Here is a 15,930-nt window from a genome sequence, read left to right on the forward strand (position 1 = left end):
AGAACATCGGAACACGCCATGACCGACTCCCTCGACCCCCGCACTCCCATCCTCGTCGGCGGGGCACAGTTCACGCAGCGCACGGCCAAGACCAATGTCCGCGACAGCCTCTCGCCCATCGACATGCTGGCCAAGGTTGCGCGCGACGCCATCGCGGACACCGGCGCAGCCGACCTCGCCGCCGCGCTAGACACCATAGCCGTGGTGCGCTTCACGGCCGACAGCCCCGGCGACCAGGGCCGCCTGCCCAAGCGCATGTTCCGCAATCCGCCGCTCAGCCTCGCGAACAAGCTCGGCGCCAAGCCGCGCCGCGCCTTCTACACCGCGACCGGCGGCAACACGCCGCAATGGCTGGTGAACCGCACCGCCGAAGAGATCGCGAACGGCGAGTGCGACGTCGCGCTGCTCGCCGGTGCCGAATACATCGCCTCGCTGCTGAGCGCGATCAAACAGGGCATCGACCTCGGCTGGGCATCCGGCCCCGACGCCGATCCCGGCTCCGACCCGGAAGAGATCGGCGACATGCGTGCCGGCACGACCGACTACGAGCGCCGCCATGGCCTCGCCTTCCCGGTCAACGTCTACCCGCTGTTCGAGAACGGCCTGCGCGGCATGAAGCGCCGCAGCCCCGCCGAGCATCTCGACTGGCTCGGCAAGTTCTTCTCGCCCTTCACCAAAGTGGCGTCGGAGAATCCCTATTCCTGGTTCCCCACCTATCGCAGCCCGGAAGAGATCGCGACGCCGACCGACAAGAACCGCTTCGTCGGCTTTCCGTACACGAAGTATCTCAACGCCGTGATCGAAGTGGACATGGCCGCCGCCGTGGTGATGACATCCGTCGCCAAAGCGCGCGAGCTCGGCATCCCGCAATCCAAATGGGTCTTCCTGCACGGCTGCGGCGACGCCGCCGACATCTGGAACGTCTCCGAGCGGGTGAACTTCCATTCCTCGCCCGCGATCCGCACCATCGGCAGGAAGGCGTTCGCGATGGCCGATCTCGACATCGGCGACGTCAGCTTCATCGACCTCTATTCCTGCTTCCCGAGCGCGGTGGAGATCGGCTGCCTCGAGCTCGGCATTGCGCCCGACGATCCGCGCGGCCTCACCATCACCGGCGGGCTCCCCTATTTCGGCGGCCCCGGCAACAACTACGTCATGCATTCCATTGTGCAGATGGCCGGCAAGGCCCGCACCGCGCCCGGCAAGTTCGGCCTCGTGACCGGAAACGGCTGGTACGTGACCAAGCACTCCGCCGGCATCTATTCGACGCGCCCGACGCAAGGAAAATGGCAGCGCGAGGACCCCGAATCCTACCAGAAAGACATCGACGCGACGGCCCATCCCGCCGTGATCGAAAAGCCGAGCGGCGCCGCGACCGTCGAGACCTACACGGTGGTGACGGACCGCCGCGGCAAGCGCTTCGGCATCATCGTCGGCAAGCAGGACGGCGACAGACGCTTCCTCGCCCACACGCCGGACGACGACGCGACGCTAGACCGGATGATGCGGGAAGAGGTGCTGGGCAAACCGGGAACGGTGACGCCGGGCGCGGTGACGAATTTGTTCACCTTCACCTAACACCCTCCCTTGTCATGGCCCGCCGGAGTGCGGGCCACCCAGTTGGGCGTAGGGCGCAAATAACGACATAAGAGCTGCGTCACCTGGGTGGCCCGCATTCGCGGGCCATGACATATTTGGTGCAGATAACAGTCCGGGAAGAATTCCAAATGTCCACCACCCAAGGCTTCGTCCACGACGGCTTCGAAAACGTCAAAACCGTCTTCGATGCCAACTTCGCCACCGGCGCCGACATCGGCGCCTCCTACTGCGTCACGCGCAACGGCGAGACCGTGGTCGATCTGTGGGGCGGCTACGCCGACGCGGCGAAGACCCGGCCCTGGGTGAAGGACACCATCATCAACGTCTATTCGACGACCAAGACGATGACGGCACTGACCGCGCTCCTCCTCGCCGACCGCGGCCTGATCGATTTCGACGCGCCGGTCGCGAAGTACTGGCCGGAGTTCGCCGCCGCCGGCAAAGCGGCCGTCAAGGTCTCGCACCTGATGAGCCATTCCGCCGGCCTCTCGGGCTGGAAGGAGAAGATCACGACCCAGGACATCTACGACTGGGACAAGATGACGTCGCTGCTCGCCGCCCAGGCGCCGTTCTGGGAGCCGGGCACCGCGCCCGGCTATCACGCGCTCACGCAAGGCTATCTCGTCGGCGAGGTGATCCGCCGCGTCACCGGCAAGTCCATCGGCACCGTCTTCCGCGAGGAGATCGCGCAGCCGCTCGGCGCCGATTTCTGGATCGGCCTGCCCGCATCGGAAGACGGCCGCGTCGCCGAGCTCATCCCGCCGCCGCCCGGCGAAGCGGTGGGCGACAGCGGCGGCCCGGTCAACGAGTTGACACAGAACATGGCGACCAATCCCGGCATCGACGTCTCCGAGACCAGGACGCGCGCCTGGCGCGGCGCCGAGATCCCCGCCGCCGGCGGCACCGGCAATGCGCGCTCGGTCGCCGAGATCCACACCATCCTCGCCAATGGCGGCGTCGCCAAGGGCAAGCGCTTCTTGTCCGAAGCCGGCTGCCGCAAGGCGCTGGAGTTGCAGGTCGAAGGCACCGACAAGGTGATGGGCATCCCCGCGCGTTTCGGCCTGGGCTTCGGCCTCGCGGGCGGCGCGGTCCCGCTGCCCAACCCCAACACGCTCTATTGGGGCGGCTATGGCGGCTCGATCATCATCATCGACCTGGATGCGCACACCACGCTCTCCTATGTGATGAACGTGATGCACGGCACGACGACCGGCGACATGCGCGGCTTCGGCCTCGCGATGGCGACCTGGGAGGCGCTGTCGAAGTAAAGCAGCTCCTTCGCACCCGCTATCCAGGACAGAGTCATGCCCCGCATCTACATGGTCAGACACGGCCGCGCCGCCGCCGGCTTCGGCGAAGACATGGACCCCGGCCTCGACGATCTGGGCCGCTCCCAGGCCGAGGCGGTCGCCGAGCGCCTCAAGGGCCTCGGCCCGCGCCTTATCCTCGCCAGCCCCCTGAAGCGCACCCAGGAGACCGCCATCCCGCTCGCCAAACTCTGGAGCAAGCCCCCGGTGATCGAGCCGCGCGTCGCCGAAATCCCATCGCCCAAAGGCATGAGCCTCGAGGCCCGCGTCGCCTGGCTGCGCGCCCACATGGCCGGATCGTGGGCCGGCACGACGCCCGAGCTCGAAGCCTGGCGCGACGCCTGCGTCGCCGCGATCGCGGGCCTCAAGGAGGACGCGGTGGTCTTCTCGCATTATGTCGCGATCAACGTCCTGATGGGCGCTGCCCAGAACGACGACCGCGTCGTGGTCTTCTCACCCGAAAACTGCTCGGTGACCGTCTTCGACAACACCGGCGGCAAGCTGCGCCTGCTCGAAAAGGGTAGCGAGGCATCGCTGACGAAGGTGAATTGATGTTTGCCTCATTATAAGTGTCATGGCCCGCCGGAGTGCGGGCCACCCAGGTGAAACCGTCGCAGAGCCGAAGAAGGAAACGCCGGCCAGACATTCGGCAGCGCGCGCCGCATCAACTGGGTGGCCCGCATTCGCGGGCCATGACATCCTGAGTTTGGAAAGACGAACGAGCACGCATGTCCAAAGACCCCCACGAATTCACCGCCTCCGAGCTCTCCGCGCTATTCGCGTCCCGCGACCTCTCCCCGGTCGAGGTCGCCGAGGCCTGCCTTACCCGCATCGAGGGCCTCGATGCGCAGGTCAACGCCTTCTGCCACATCGACGCCGGCACCTCGCTCGCCCAGGCCGAAGCCTCCGAGGCCCGCTGGCTGGCCGGCGCGCCGCTCTCGCCGCTGGACGGCGTGCCGGTCGCGGTGAAGGACCTCCTGGTCACCAAGGGCTGGCCGACGCGCCGCGGCTCGCTCACCGTCGACCCCGGCGCCTATATCGATACCGATGCGCCGACCGTCGCCCGGCTGCGCGAAGCGGGCGCGGTGCTGATCGGCAAGACCACGACGCCGGAGTTCGGCTGGAAGGGCACCAACGACTCGCCGCTCACCGGCATCACGCGCAATCCGTGGAACACCGACAAGACGCCCGGCGGCTCCTCGGGCGGCAGCGCCGCGGCGCTCGCGGCGCGCTTCTGCGCCCTGGCGCTCGGCACCGATGGCGGCGGCTCGATCCGCATCCCGGCGAGCTTCACCAACACCTACGGCCTCAAGCCCAGCTTCGGCCGGGTGCCCGCCTATCCGCTCTCGCCCTTCGGCACGCTCGCCCATGTCGGGCCTATGAGCCGCACCGTGCTCGACAGCGCCATGCTGCTCAACGTCGTCGCGCGGCCCGACGCGCGCGACTGGTATTCGTTGCCTTACGGGCCCACCGACTATGCCGCCGGCATCGAGGCGCCGCTGGCCGGCAAGCGCATCGCCTTCAGCCCGCGCATGGGCTTCGCGACGCGTATCCTTCCCGAGATCGAGACGCTGGTCGCCGCTGCCGCGAAGCGCTTCGAGGCGCTCGGCGCCCATGTCGAACCGGTCGATCCGCCCGGCGGCGATCCGAGCGAGATCTTCCGCACCCTGTGGTGGTCGGGGGCAGGACTCCTCCTCGGCGAATATCCGGAAGAGAAGAAAAAGCAACTCGATCCGGGCCTGCGTCGGATGGCGGAAGAGGGCTATGCCTATTCCAAGAAGGAATACCTTGAGGCCAACCTCGCGCGCGGCGCCTATGGCAGCGCGATGCGGCAGTTCATGGAGAAATACGACTTCCTCCTGACGCCCCAGCTCGCGACCACCGCCTTCGACGTCGACAAGCTCTCGCCCTTCGAAGACGACGGCAATGCCTGGATGGCCTGGACGCCCTTCACCACGCCGTTCAACCTGACGCAGCAGCCGGCGGCGAGCGTTCCCTGCGGCTTCACCAGCGACGGTCTCCCGGTCGGCCTGCAGATCGTCGGCAAGATGTTCGACGACGCCGGCGTGCTGGCCGCGAGCTACGCGTATGAGAGCGCCGATCCCCATTACGACAAGACGCCGAAGGGGTTTTGAAACACACAGCTGTCATCCCCGGCTGAGCGATGCGCCAGCATCGCGAAGGGAAGGGGACCCAGGTGGTCGACACCGTCACGGTCTCGACGCCTGGGTCCCCTTCCCCTCGCTGCGCTCGGCCGGGGATGACAAGTTGGGAGAAGCTCTTGCACCTCACTTCATTTTCCGCATAGTGCACCGCATGAATTCGAACCGCCTCAGCTCGCGACGCCGTACCACCCTCCGATGGGGCGGTTGAGCACGCGCGCACGACGCACGAGTTTTCCAACAAGCCCCGCCGGACCGTGCGGGGCTTTTTCGTATCCGGCACCTCCCGCGCGCCCGGCCTTCTCACACGGAGGGAATGCATGGACACGCCCAAACTCGCCGCGCAGGTCGAAGAGACCTGCATGAACGCCTGGCCCGCGCTGAAAGAGGTCTTCTATGACGGCTGGCTGATCCGCCTCGCCAACGGCGCGACGCGTCGGACCAATTCGGTGAACGTCATCGGCCCCGGCCGCCGCCCGCTGCATGAGAAGATCGCCTATTGCGAGGCGATCTACCGCGCCCATGGCCGGCCCTCCTATTTCCGCATCCTCAGCCATGCCGACCCGCAACTCGAGCAGGTGCTCGACGCCCGCGGCTATCGCGCCGAGGACGAGACCGTCACGCTCTACATGAATTTCCGCCGCAACAAGCCGCCCAGGCCGAGCACCGCGATCTTCACCGAGGTGCACGAGACCCGTCCCACCAAGGAATGGCTGGAGGCGCACCGCATCCATTCCCGCCGCACGCTGGAGGAGGCGCGCGCGCTGCACGCCGTGCTCGACGCCGTCGCTGTTCCCACTTTCTTCGCCGAGGCGCGGGGCGAGGGCGGCGACATCGCCTCGGTCGCCTTCTGCGGCCTCCATGAGAAGATGGCCTGCATCCAATGGGTGGTGACCGATCCCGCCCAGCGCCGGATGGGCCTCAGCCGCGCCACGCTTGCCGCGCTGCTCACCCGGGCGCAGGCCGCCGGCGCCACCGGTGCCTGCCTGCAGGTGGTCGCCGCGAATAGCCCTGCCATTCGGCTCTATGAGCGTCTAGGCTTCGGCTGCGAACTCTATCGGTATCATTACCGGGTGCGATGACCAGCGAGATCCTCACCGTCGACGAGATGACCGCCGCCGACCGCTATGCGGCGAGCCACGGCGTGGCGCCGTTCGAGCTGATGGAGCAGGCCGGGCGGGCCGTCGCCGACGAGATCTGCAAGCGCTGGAGCCCGCGCCCGGTCTGCGTGCTCTGCGGTCCGGGCAACAATGGCGGCGACGGCTTCGTCGCGGCGCGCCATCTCGATGCCCGCGGCTGGGACGTCTGGGTCGAGACGCTGGGCGACGTCGCTGACTACAAGGGCGAGGCGGCCGAAATGATCCGCCGTTGGCGCGGTGAGACCATCCGCATCGCCGAGAGCAACCGCATGGCCGACCTGTTCGTCGATGCGCTGTTCGGCGCCGGCCTGTCGCGTCCGCTGGACGGCGAGGCGAAACGCCTCGCGCTCGCCTCGCCGGCCTACAAGGCCCGCGTCATCGCGATCGACATCCCCAGCGGCATCCATGGCGACACCGGCCGGCCACTGGGCGACGCCGCCTTCGACGCCGGCCTCACCGTCACTTTCTTCCGCAAGAAGCCGGCGCATCTGCTGCTGCCGGGCCGGGAGCGCTGCGGCGAGGTCGTGGTCGCCGATATCGGCATCCCCGAGGCGGCGCTTGATGCCATCAAGCCGAAACTGTCGGAGAACGGACCGTCGCTCTGGTCCTATCCCTGGCCGAAGACCGAGGGTCACAAATACGCGCGCGGCCATTGCGTCGTCGTCAGCGGCCCGGCCCACGCCACCGGTGCGGCCCGTCTCACCGCCCGCGGCGCGCTGCGCATCGGCGCCGGCCTCGTCAGCGTCGCGAGCCCGCAAGAGGCGCTCGCCGTCAACGCCGCCGCGCTCACCGCCATCATGGTCAAGCCGTTCGACGGATCAGCCGGCCTCGCCGGCGTGTTGAAGGACGAGCGCCTCAATGCTGCCGTCATCGGCCCCGGCTGCGGCAGCGGTCGCGCCACCCAGGAGCTCGTTGCCGCGGTCCTGCGCAGCAAGGCGGCTTGCGTCCTCGATGCCGATGCGCTGACGGCCTTCCGGGCCGAGCCCAGAGTGCTGTTCCGGTTGCTGCGGGAGCCTGCCGTCCTTTCGCCGCATCAAGGCGAGTTCGAACGCCTGTTTCCCGGCCTCCTCGCATCGTCGGCGAGCAAGCTCGCAGCCGTGCGCGCCGCTGCTGCGCAGGCGGGATGCACCGTGCTGCTCAAAGGAGCGGACACGGTCGTCGCCGCACCCGGCGGTCGCGCCGTCATCAACAGCAATGCGCCGCCCGCATTGGCGACCGCCGGATCCGGTGATGTACTCGCCGGCTTCATCGGTGGTTTGATGGCGCAAGGGCTGGACTCGTTCGACGCGGCCTGCGCCGGTGTGTGGCTGCACGGCGAAGCCGCGAATGCGTTCGGCCCCGGTCTGATCGCGGAGGATCTGCCCGAACTGCTTCCCGCGGTCCTGAGGGCGCTGAAGGACGATGAATGACGTCGCGATACGGCCGGCAGAGCGGGGCGATCTGCCCGCGCTCCTGAGCATCTACAATCACTACGTCGTCCACACGCCGATCACCTTCGACCTCGAGCCGCGCACCCTGGCGCAGCGCCGCGAATGGCTGGACCAGTTCGCGCTCGCTGGTCGCTATCGCTGCCTCGTCGCGGCGCGCGACGGCCGCGCCGTCGGCTGGTCCTGCTCGGCGAAGTTCAAGGAGAAGGAGGCCTATGCTACCTCCATCGAGACCAGCATCTATCTGGCGCCGGGCGAGGGCGGCAAAGGCCTCGGCCGCCGCCTCTACGAGACCCTGTTCGATTCCCTCAAGGGCGAGGACATCCACCGCGCCTTCGCCGGCATCACCCAGCCCAACGATGCTTCCAACGCCGTCCACCGCGCCCTGGGCTTCGCACCGATCGGCACCTATGGCGAGATCGGCCGCAAGTTCGACCGCTACTGGGATGTCGCACTATGGCTCAAGCCTTTGACGGGAGCGTCCTAGGTCACGTCGCCATCGATTCGATGCAAAATCCGATTGACGAATTGATCCTCTCTTTATATTCGGGAACGACAAAACACTGGTTGCGCGCGCGGAGTGGACATGAATCAGCAGCCCAAGGAGCAAAACGAGAAGACCAAAGTGAAGTGGGAGCGTCCACGCTGCCGCCGCTTCGATGCGCGGAATGCCGAGCTCGGCCTCGGGATCGGTGAGGACCTCATCATCCTCACCACCTCGTCCTAAGTTTTTCGGCCGCGTCTGCCGAACTCCGGAGGTCTGCGCAAACCTCCCGGGAATGCCGGCCGGATTGGTTTTATGCGCCCCTGGCCGCGAAAGTCGGCCCCTAGCCACCTCCCAAAAACCCTGCTACACGGCCCGCCTTCCGGCGGCAGGGCCTCCGGCAAGGCCCCGGCGCGGGCGTGGCGGAACTGGTAGACGCACTGGTTTTAGGTACCAGCGGCGAAAGTCATGGGGGTTCAAGTCCCTCCGCCCGCACCAGCCTTCGCTCGCGAAGCGAGAGAAGGCTGCCGCGACGGAGCCCAAAGGGCGGAGGCGGGCCGGTGACCGCGAGCTACGGCTCGGCAGGCCAAGGCTTGAGCGACATATAAGAAGTAAGGAAGTTCGACATGCAGATCACCGAGACCGTCTCCGAAGGCCTGCGCCGGGAATATAAGGTCGTCGTCCCGAAGGCCGACCTCGACTCCCGTCTCAACGGGCGTCTCGAGGAGATGAAGCCGCGCATGAACCTCAAGGGCTTCCGCCCCGGAAAGGCGCCGGTCTCGTTCCTGAAGAAGAGCTTCGGCAAGTCCATGATGGGCGAGATCGTCGAGGCGGCGGTCAACGAATCGAGCCAGAAGGCGATCACCGAGAACGCCCTCAAGCCGGCCTCGCCGCCGAAGGTCGATCTCGTCAGCGCCTTCGAACAGGTGGTGGACGGCAAGAGCGATCTCGAATTCACCGTCACCGTCGATCTGATGCCGGATTTCGAGCTGACCGACGTCTCCAAGCTCAAGGTCGAGCGCCTGGTCGGCGAGGTCGGCGATGCCGATGTCGAGGAGGCGCTCAACCGCCTCGCCGAACAGTCCAAGACCTTCTCGCCGCGCGAGGCCGATGAGCCGTCGCAGAGCGGCGACAGCATCGTGATCGATTTCGTCGGCAAGGTCGACGGCGTCGAGTTCCCCGGCGGCAAGGCGGAGGATTTCAACCTCGGCCTGGGCACCGGCCAGCTCATTCCCGGCTTCGAGGACCAGCTCATCGGCGCCAAGGCCGGCGAAGAACGCGAGGTGAAGGTCACGTTCCCGGCCGACTATCCGGAAGCGTCGCTCGCCGGCAAGGACGCCGTGTTCGACGTCGCCGTGAAAGAGGTCAAGAAGCCGGATCCGATCACGCTCGACGACGAGCTGGCCAAGAAGATCGGCATGCCCGACATCGCCACGCTGAAGGACCGGGTGCGCGACCAGATCAAGTCGGACTTCGCCCGCGCCAGCCGGCTGCACCTCAAGCGCCGCATCCTCGATGCGCTGGACGAGACGCATGCCTTCGGCCTTCCGCCGCGCATGGTCGAGAGCGAATTCGAGGGCATCTGGAAGCAGGTCGAGGCCGAGCTGCAGCGCGAAGGCAAAACCGCGGCGGACGAGGGCAAGTCGGAGGACGAGCTCAAGACGGAATATCGCGAGATCGCCGAACGCCGCGTGCGCCTGGGTCTGGTGCTGGCCAAGCTGGGCGAGCAGAACGGCATCAGCGTCGGCGCCGAGGAGGTGCAGCGCGCCATCGCTGCGCGCGCCCGCCAGTTCCCGGGCCAGGAACAGCAGGTGTTCAACTTCTACACCCAGAATCCGCAGGCCGCCGCCGAGATCCGCGCCCCGATCTTCGAGGACAAGGTCGTCGACTTCATCGCCGAACTTGCCGAAGTCTCGGACCGCAAGGTCGACCGCGAGACCCTGTTCAGCGATCCGGACGAAGCGGTCGAGAAGTTGAAGGCGCAATAGCCGGAGCCGGGTTCCGTTGCGCGCAACGCTTTGGGCGGCTGAATCCCGCGCGATTCAGCAATCCAATAACCCTTTGTGCCGCATGGTCGCATCGTCGGACGCGCCGCACTATATAATGGAATAATGGAAGTCGAATTGACGTGCGCTTCCGCGCGTAACAGTCTCGCGACAGCGAATCGAAAGGGTGACGGGCCATGAAGGACCCGCTTGATACATTCACGAACACGACGATGCCGTACATCTACGAGCAGACCGCGCGCGGTTCGTTCCAGTACGACATCTTTTCGCGACTGCTGAAGGAGCGCGTGATCTTCATCACCGGCGGCATCGACGACCTCGCCGCCAGCGTGATCACGGCGCAGCTTCTCTTCCTGGAGGCCGAGAACCCCAAGAAGGAAGTCCACATGTACATCAACTCGCCGGGCGGCGTCGTCACGGCGGGTCTTGCGGTCTACGACACGATGCAGCTCATCCGCGCGCCGGTGCAGACTTTCTGCGTCGGCCAGGCGGCGAGCGCGGCATCGCTGCTCCTCATGGCCGGCAAGAAGGGCGACCGTTTCGCCCTGCCGAACTCGCGGGTGCTGGTGCATCAGCCCAGCGCCTCCTTCTACGGCAATGCGGCCGATATCGCCCGCCATGCCGAAGAGGTGGTCAAGCTCAAGCGCCGGCTGAACGAAATCTACGCCCATCATACGGGCCGGACCGTGGCCGAGATTGAAAAAGCGCTCGACCGCGATACTTATATGACGGCCGAAGAGGCGAAAGCTTTCGGCCTCATCGACCAGATCATGGTGCGTCGCCCCGAAGGCGAAGGCATCTGAGCGTCAAAGTTCCTGACTTTTCAGGAGGTTGGTTCGGATTAAACAATTCTTGATCCGCCCGGCGCTAACGTGGTCGAATGACCGGATGAGTGCGCCGCTTCGGGTTGGCGCGGGATGTGCAAGCGGTGTTCGTCAGAAACACCGCAATCTAACGGGGCGAGAAAAGCCTTGGAGAACCAATGAGTAAGGCGAGCGGCGGCGAATCCAAGAATACGCTGTATTGTTCCTTTTGCGGCAAGAGCCAGCACGAGGTGCGCAAGCTCATCGCCGGCCCGACCGTCTTCATCTGCGACGAATGCGTCGAGCTGTGCATGGAGATCATCCGGGAGGAGAACAAGACCTCCTTCATGAAGTCGAAGGAGGGCGTGCCGACGCCCCAGGAGATCTTCAAGGTCCTCGACGACTACGTGGTCGGCCAGGCGCACGCCAAGAAGGTGCTCTCGGTCGCGGTCCACAACCACTACAAGCGCATCAATTCCTCCGGCAAGAACGGCGACGTCGAGCTGGCGAAGTCGAACATCATGCTGATCGGCCCGACCGGCTGCGGCAAGACGCTGCTCGCGCAGACGCTGGCCCGCATCCTCGACGTGCCGTTCACGATGGCCGACGCCACGACGCTGACCGAGGCCGGCTATGTCGGCGAGGACGTCGAGAACATCATCCTCAAGCTGCTGCAGAACGCCGACTACAATGTCGAGCGGGCGCAGCGCGGCATCGTCTATATCGACGAGGTCGACAAGATCAGCCGCAAGTCGGACAACCCCTCGATCACCCGCGACGTGTCGGGTGAGGGCGTGCAGCAGGCCCTGCTCAAGATCATGGAAGGCACCGTCGCCTCGGTGCCGCCGCAGGGCGGCCGCAAGCATCCGCAGCAGGAGTTCCTGCAGGTCGACACGACCAACATCCTCTTCATCGTCGGCGGCGCTTTCGCCGGCCTCGACAAGATCATCTCGGGCCGCACGCACGGCTCCTCGATGGGCTTCGGCGCCAATGTCCGCGCGCCGGACGAGCGCGGTACGGGCGACGTGCTGCGCGAGGTCGAACCGGAAGACCTGCTGAAATTCGGCCTGATCCCGGAATTCATCGGCCGCCTGCCGATCCTCGCCACGCTCGGCGACCTGTCGGAGCCGGCGCTGATCGAGATCCTCACCCGTCCGAAGAACGCCCTGGCCAAGCAGTATCAGCGCATGTTCGAGATGGAGGGCGTCAAGCTGCGCTTCCAGGAGGAGGCCATGCATTCGATTGCCCGCAAGGCGATCGCGCGGCGCACCGGCGCCCGCGGCCTGCGCTCGATCATGGAAGGCTTCCTGCTCGAGACGATGTTCGAGCTTCCGACGCTCAACGGCGTGCAGGAGGTGGTGATCACCGCCGATGTGGTCGAAGGCAAGGCGCGTCCCCTTTACACCTATTCGGACAAAGGCGAGGCGGCGCAGAAGAACGCCTCCTGATGTGGCATGCCGAACTTCAAGGTTCCGGATCTCGTAGAGCTCTACTCGCGGCCCTACGACCGCAAGACGCTGGAATGGCGTGAGATCGGCGCGCGCGACAAGGCCTCCAACATCGAGGCTCTGACGCGGCCGGTTCGCGGCGAGATCGGGACCGTTCTCGAAGTCGGTTGCGGCACCGGCATGGTGCTTGAGAAACTGGCGCAGCGCGGCCTGGGGCACAGCTTCACAGGCATCGAGATCAGTGACGGCCGGGTCGCAACCGCAAAAGCGAACAGCGGCGCGGAGATTCGCATCGAGCCCTATGACGGCAGGACGATCCCCTTTGCCGACGAATCCTTCGACCTGGTTTACGCAACCCATGTGCTCGAGCATGTCGTCGATCCGCGCGGCTTTCTGCACGAGTTGCGACGGGTTGCGAGACGCTATGTCTATGTCGAAGTTCCCTGCGAGATCACGGCGCATGTCTCGCACCGGTCGATGCAGCCGACCTTGAATATCGGCCATATCAACGCCTATTCGCCGATGTCGCTGGCGCTGACGCTGGAGACCTCCGGCCTCGTGATCCGCGAACAGCGGCTGTTCGACGGCGATTTCGCCGTTCATGCCTTCGGGCACAATCCGCTGAAGGCCGGGCTCAAGATGACGCTGCGCCGGCTGGTGCTGGCCGGCGCGGGACGCTTGGCGCCGGCGATCTTCAGCTATCATTGCGGCGCCCTCTGCGAGAAGGGCGAACGCCTCAACATCGCTTGACGTCGGGCGACGATTGGTGACGCCGTGTCACGATGGACGTTGTGTCGCTATGCAGACTGCTGAAACCTTGATCCTTTACCATCCGTGTCCGGAAATTGCCGCTAAGCTGCACGTCTTGAAACCGCCCCGCCGGGGGACCACTTTAACGTTTCGGGAGTCGGCCCAATGGGAGGCTCCATCACCCGGCACTTGCGCCCATCGAAGGGGCTGGCGCCGACAGCACCCGTCTCATGGATAGCGAGGCGGTAGGAGAAAAAAAGAAATGTCCGATCAAGACACGCCGAAAATCCCGCAGGGCGACGATAGCGGCCACCTGGCGCCGGTTCTGCCGCTGCGCGACATTGTCGTATTCCCGCACATGATCGTTCCGCTCTTCGTCGGCCGCGAGAAATCCGTCCGCGCGCTCGAAGAGGTGATGAGCGACGAGAAGCAGATCCTGCTGCTCACGCAGAAGAACAAAGACGATGACGATCCGGGCGCCGATGGGCTGCACCGCATCGGCACGCTGGCGACGGTGCTCCAGCTCCTGAAGCTGCCCGACCAGACCGTCCGCGTCCTGGTCGAGGGCAAGAGCCGCGCCCGTGTCACCGGCTTCGTGCCGCGCACCGACTTCTTCCAGGCGACCATCGAGAAGATTCCCGAGGAGTCGAGCGACGCCAAGCAGATCGAGGCGCTGGTCCGGACCGTCAAGACCAACTTCGAGCAGTACATCAAGCTGAACAAGAAGGTCCCGGCCGAGACGCTGGCCTCCGTCGCGCAGATCGACGACGCCGCCAAGCTCGCCGATACCGTCGCCTCGCATCTGTCGGTGAAGATCGCCGACCGCCAGGCGCTGCTGGAGACCCTGGGCACCGTCGAGCGCCTCGAGAAGGTGCTGTCGCTGATCGAATCCGAGATCGGCGTGCTGCAGGTCGAGCGCAAGATCCGCAGCCGCGTCAAGCGCCAGATGGAGAAGACGCAGCGCGAGTACTACCTCAACGAACAGCTCAAGGCGATCCAGAAGGAGCTCGGCGAGGGCGACGAAGGCCGCGACGAGATGAATGAGCTCGAAGAGCGCATTCGCAAGACCAAGCTGTCGAAGGAAGCCCGCGAGAAGGCGGCGGCGGAAGTGAAGAAGCTCCGCTCGATGTCGCCGATGAGCGCGGAAGCGACCGTCGTGCGCAACTATCTCGACTGGCTGCTGTCGCTGCCCTGGGGCAAGAAGTCCAAGGTCCGCAAGGATATCGTGGCGGCGGAGCAGGTGCTGCACGACGACCATTTCGGTCTCGAGAAGGTCAAGGAGCGCATCCTCGAATATCTCGCGGTGCAGCAGCGTGCCGGCAAGATGAAGGGCCCGATCCTGTGCCTCGTCGGCCCGCCCGGCGTGGGCAAGACCTCGCTCGCCAAGTCGATCGCCAAGGCGACCGGCCGCGAGTATGTCCGCATGTCGCTCGGCGGCGTCCGGGACGAGGCCGAGATCCGCGGCCATCGCCGCACCTATATCGGCTCGATGCCCGGCAAGGTCATCCAGTCGATGAAGAAGGCGAAGACCGCGAACCCGCTCTTCCTGCTGGACGAGATCGACAAGCTCGGCGCCGACTGGCGCGGCGACCCGTCCTCGGCGCTGCTCGAGGTGCTGGACCCGGAGCAGAACCACACCTTCAACGACCACTATCTGGAGGTCGATTTCGACCTCTCGGACGTGATGTTCATCACCACGGCGAACTCCCTGCGCATGCCGGGCCCGCTGATGGACCGCATGGAGATCATCCGCATCCCCGGCTACACCGAGGACGAGAAGGTCGAGATCGCCAAGCGCCATCTCATCCCGAAAGAGATGAAGGCGCACGGCCTGAAGGACGACGAGTGGAAGATCACCGATGCGGGCCTGCTGTCGCTCATCCGCTATCACACCCGTGAAGCGGGCGTCCGCAACCTGGAGCGCGAGATCGCCAACCTGACCCGCAAGGCGGTGAAGGAGATCGTCAGCCACAAGGCCAAGTCGGTCGAGGTGACCGTGGACAATGTCGACAGCTTCGCCGGCGTGCGGAAATACCGCTATGGCGAAGTCGAAGGCGAGGACCAGGTCGGTGTCGTCACCGGTCTGGCCTGGACCGAGGTCGGCGGCGACACGCTGCAGATCGAGTCGGTCATGCTGCCCGGCAAGGGCCGCATGCAGACCACCGGCAAGCTCGGCGACGTGATGAAGGAATCGATCGACGCGGCGCGGTCCTATGTCCGCTCCAAGGCGACCTCCTTCGGCATCAAGCCGCCGCTGTTCGACAAGATCGACATCCATGTGCACGTGCCGGAAGGCGCGACGCCCAAGGACGGTCCGTCGGCGGGTCTCGCCATGGCCACCTCCATCATCTCGGTGATCACCGGCATCCCGGTGCGCCGCGACGTGGCGATGACCGGCGAGGTGACGCTGCGGGGCAGGGCCCTGCCCATCGGCGGCCTGAAGGAGAAGCTCCTGGCGGCGCTGCGGGCCGGCATCAAGACGGTGATCATCCCGCAGGAGAACGAGAAGGATCTCGCCGAAGTGCCCGACAATGTGAAGTCCGGCATGCGGATCGTTCCGGTCGCCAATGTCGGTGACGTCCTGAAGGTCGCGCTCGTGCGTCAGCCCGAAGCGATCGATTGGATCGAGCCGGAGGCGGTCACGCCGCCCCCGGCCGCGCTGGACGGCGACGCCGTGGTCACGCATTAAACCGGTGTACAAATGAGTTAGGCCCCGGGCGGCACCCCGTCCGGGGCCTTTTCATATGATTTTCCGCTGAATTCTTGGGTTTTTCGGTTTGACCGGGGGCCGACAGGTCATAAAGT

At 65.8% G+C, this 15,930-nt stretch carries 13 protein-coding genes and 1 tRNA gene; all 14 read left to right on the forward strand.

The genetic code is table 11. From position 1 onward, the window contains the following. Positions 1 to 18 precede the first annotated feature (18 nt). The 14 genes from WDM91_01585 to lon all read left to right on the forward strand — a co-directional run bounded on the left by WDM91_01585 (position 19) and on the right by lon (position 15,814). Positions 19 to 1,578 (forward strand): acetyl-CoA acetyltransferase, encoded by a 1,560-nt coding sequence (locus WDM91_01585; GenBank protein MEI9993260.1) that lies wholly within the window; start codon positions 19 to 21, stop codon positions 1,576 to 1,578. A 149-nt stretch (positions 1,579 to 1,727) separates the two neighbouring features. After that, positions 1,728 to 2,867 (forward strand): serine hydrolase domain-containing protein, encoded by a 1,140-nt coding sequence (locus WDM91_01590; GenBank protein ID MEI9993261.1) that lies wholly within the window; start codon positions 1,728 to 1,730, stop codon positions 2,865 to 2,867. A gap of 36 nt (positions 2,868 to 2,903) precedes the next feature. Continuing rightward, the gene (locus WDM91_01595) at positions 2,904 to 3,458 is read left to right on the forward strand and encodes a histidine phosphatase family protein (protein ID MEI9993262.1); all 555 of its coding nucleotides are present in this window, start codon (positions 2,904 to 2,906) and stop codon (positions 3,456 to 3,458) included. Between the two features lie 176 nt (positions 3,459 to 3,634). Further along, positions 3,635 to 5,041, forward strand: a complete 1,407-nt coding sequence (locus WDM91_01600; protein MEI9993263.1) for an amidase — start codon at positions 3,635 to 3,637, stop codon at positions 5,039 to 5,041. Positions 5,042 to 5,388: 347 nt separating this feature from the next. Continuing rightward, the gene (locus WDM91_01605; protein MEI9993264.1) at positions 5,389 to 6,150 is read left to right on the forward strand and encodes a GNAT family N-acetyltransferase; all 762 of its coding nucleotides are present in this window, start codon (positions 5,389 to 5,391) and stop codon (positions 6,148 to 6,150) included. Then, on the forward strand, positions 6,147 to 7,616 hold the full coding sequence (locus WDM91_01610; GenBank protein MEI9993265.1) for an NAD(P)H-hydrate dehydratase: 1,470 nt from the start codon (positions 6,147 to 6,149) through the stop codon (positions 7,614 to 7,616). Before WDM91_01605 ends, WDM91_01610 begins: the two co-directional genes overlap by 4 nt. Then, entirely contained in the window at positions 7,609 to 8,121 is a 513-nt protein-coding gene (locus tag WDM91_01615) for an N-acetyltransferase family protein (protein ID MEI9993266.1), read from the forward strand. The genes WDM91_01610 and WDM91_01615 overlap by 8 nt, the downstream gene beginning before the upstream one ends. Before the next feature lie 99 nt (positions 8,122 to 8,220). Next, on the forward strand, positions 8,221 to 8,361 hold the full coding sequence (locus WDM91_01620; protein MEI9993267.1) for a hypothetical protein: 141 nt from the start codon (positions 8,221 to 8,223) through the stop codon (positions 8,359 to 8,361). Between the two features lie 170 nt (positions 8,362 to 8,531). Next, positions 8,532 to 8,616, forward strand: a tRNA-Leu gene (locus WDM91_01625). 128 nt (positions 8,617 to 8,744) lie between these two features. Continuing rightward, the gene (gene tig, locus WDM91_01630) at positions 8,745 to 10,106 is read left to right on the forward strand and encodes a trigger factor (GenBank protein ID MEI9993268.1); all 1,362 of its coding nucleotides are present in this window, start codon (positions 8,745 to 8,747) and stop codon (positions 10,104 to 10,106) included. Between the two features lie 194 nt (positions 10,107 to 10,300). After that, complete coding sequence (locus WDM91_01635) at positions 10,301 to 10,927, forward strand: ATP-dependent Clp protease proteolytic subunit (GenBank protein ID MEI9993269.1); 627 nt, start codon at positions 10,301 to 10,303, stop codon at positions 10,925 to 10,927. A gap of 179 nt (positions 10,928 to 11,106) precedes the next feature. Next, positions 11,107 to 12,375: an ATP-dependent Clp protease ATP-binding subunit ClpX gene (clpX, locus tag WDM91_01640; protein ID MEI9993270.1), complete on the forward strand. Its 1,269-nt coding sequence runs from the start codon at positions 11,107 to 11,109 to the stop codon at positions 12,373 to 12,375. Between the two features lie 6 nt (positions 12,376 to 12,381). Beyond that, positions 12,382 to 13,125, forward strand: coding sequence for a class I SAM-dependent methyltransferase (locus WDM91_01645; protein MEI9993271.1), 744 nt, complete (start codon positions 12,382 to 12,384; stop codon positions 13,123 to 13,125). Positions 13,126 to 13,387: 262 nt separating this feature from the next. After that, the gene (lon, locus tag WDM91_01650; GenBank protein MEI9993272.1) at positions 13,388 to 15,814 is read left to right on the forward strand and encodes an endopeptidase La; all 2,427 of its coding nucleotides are present in this window, start codon (positions 13,388 to 13,390) and stop codon (positions 15,812 to 15,814) included. The last annotated feature ends 116 nt before the right edge of the window (positions 15,815 to 15,930 follow it).

It is taken from the genome of Rhizomicrobium sp., assembly GCA_037200385.1.
In the GTDB taxonomy this organism is placed as follows: Bacteria; Pseudomonadota; Alphaproteobacteria; order Micropepsales; family Micropepsaceae; genus Rhizomicrobium.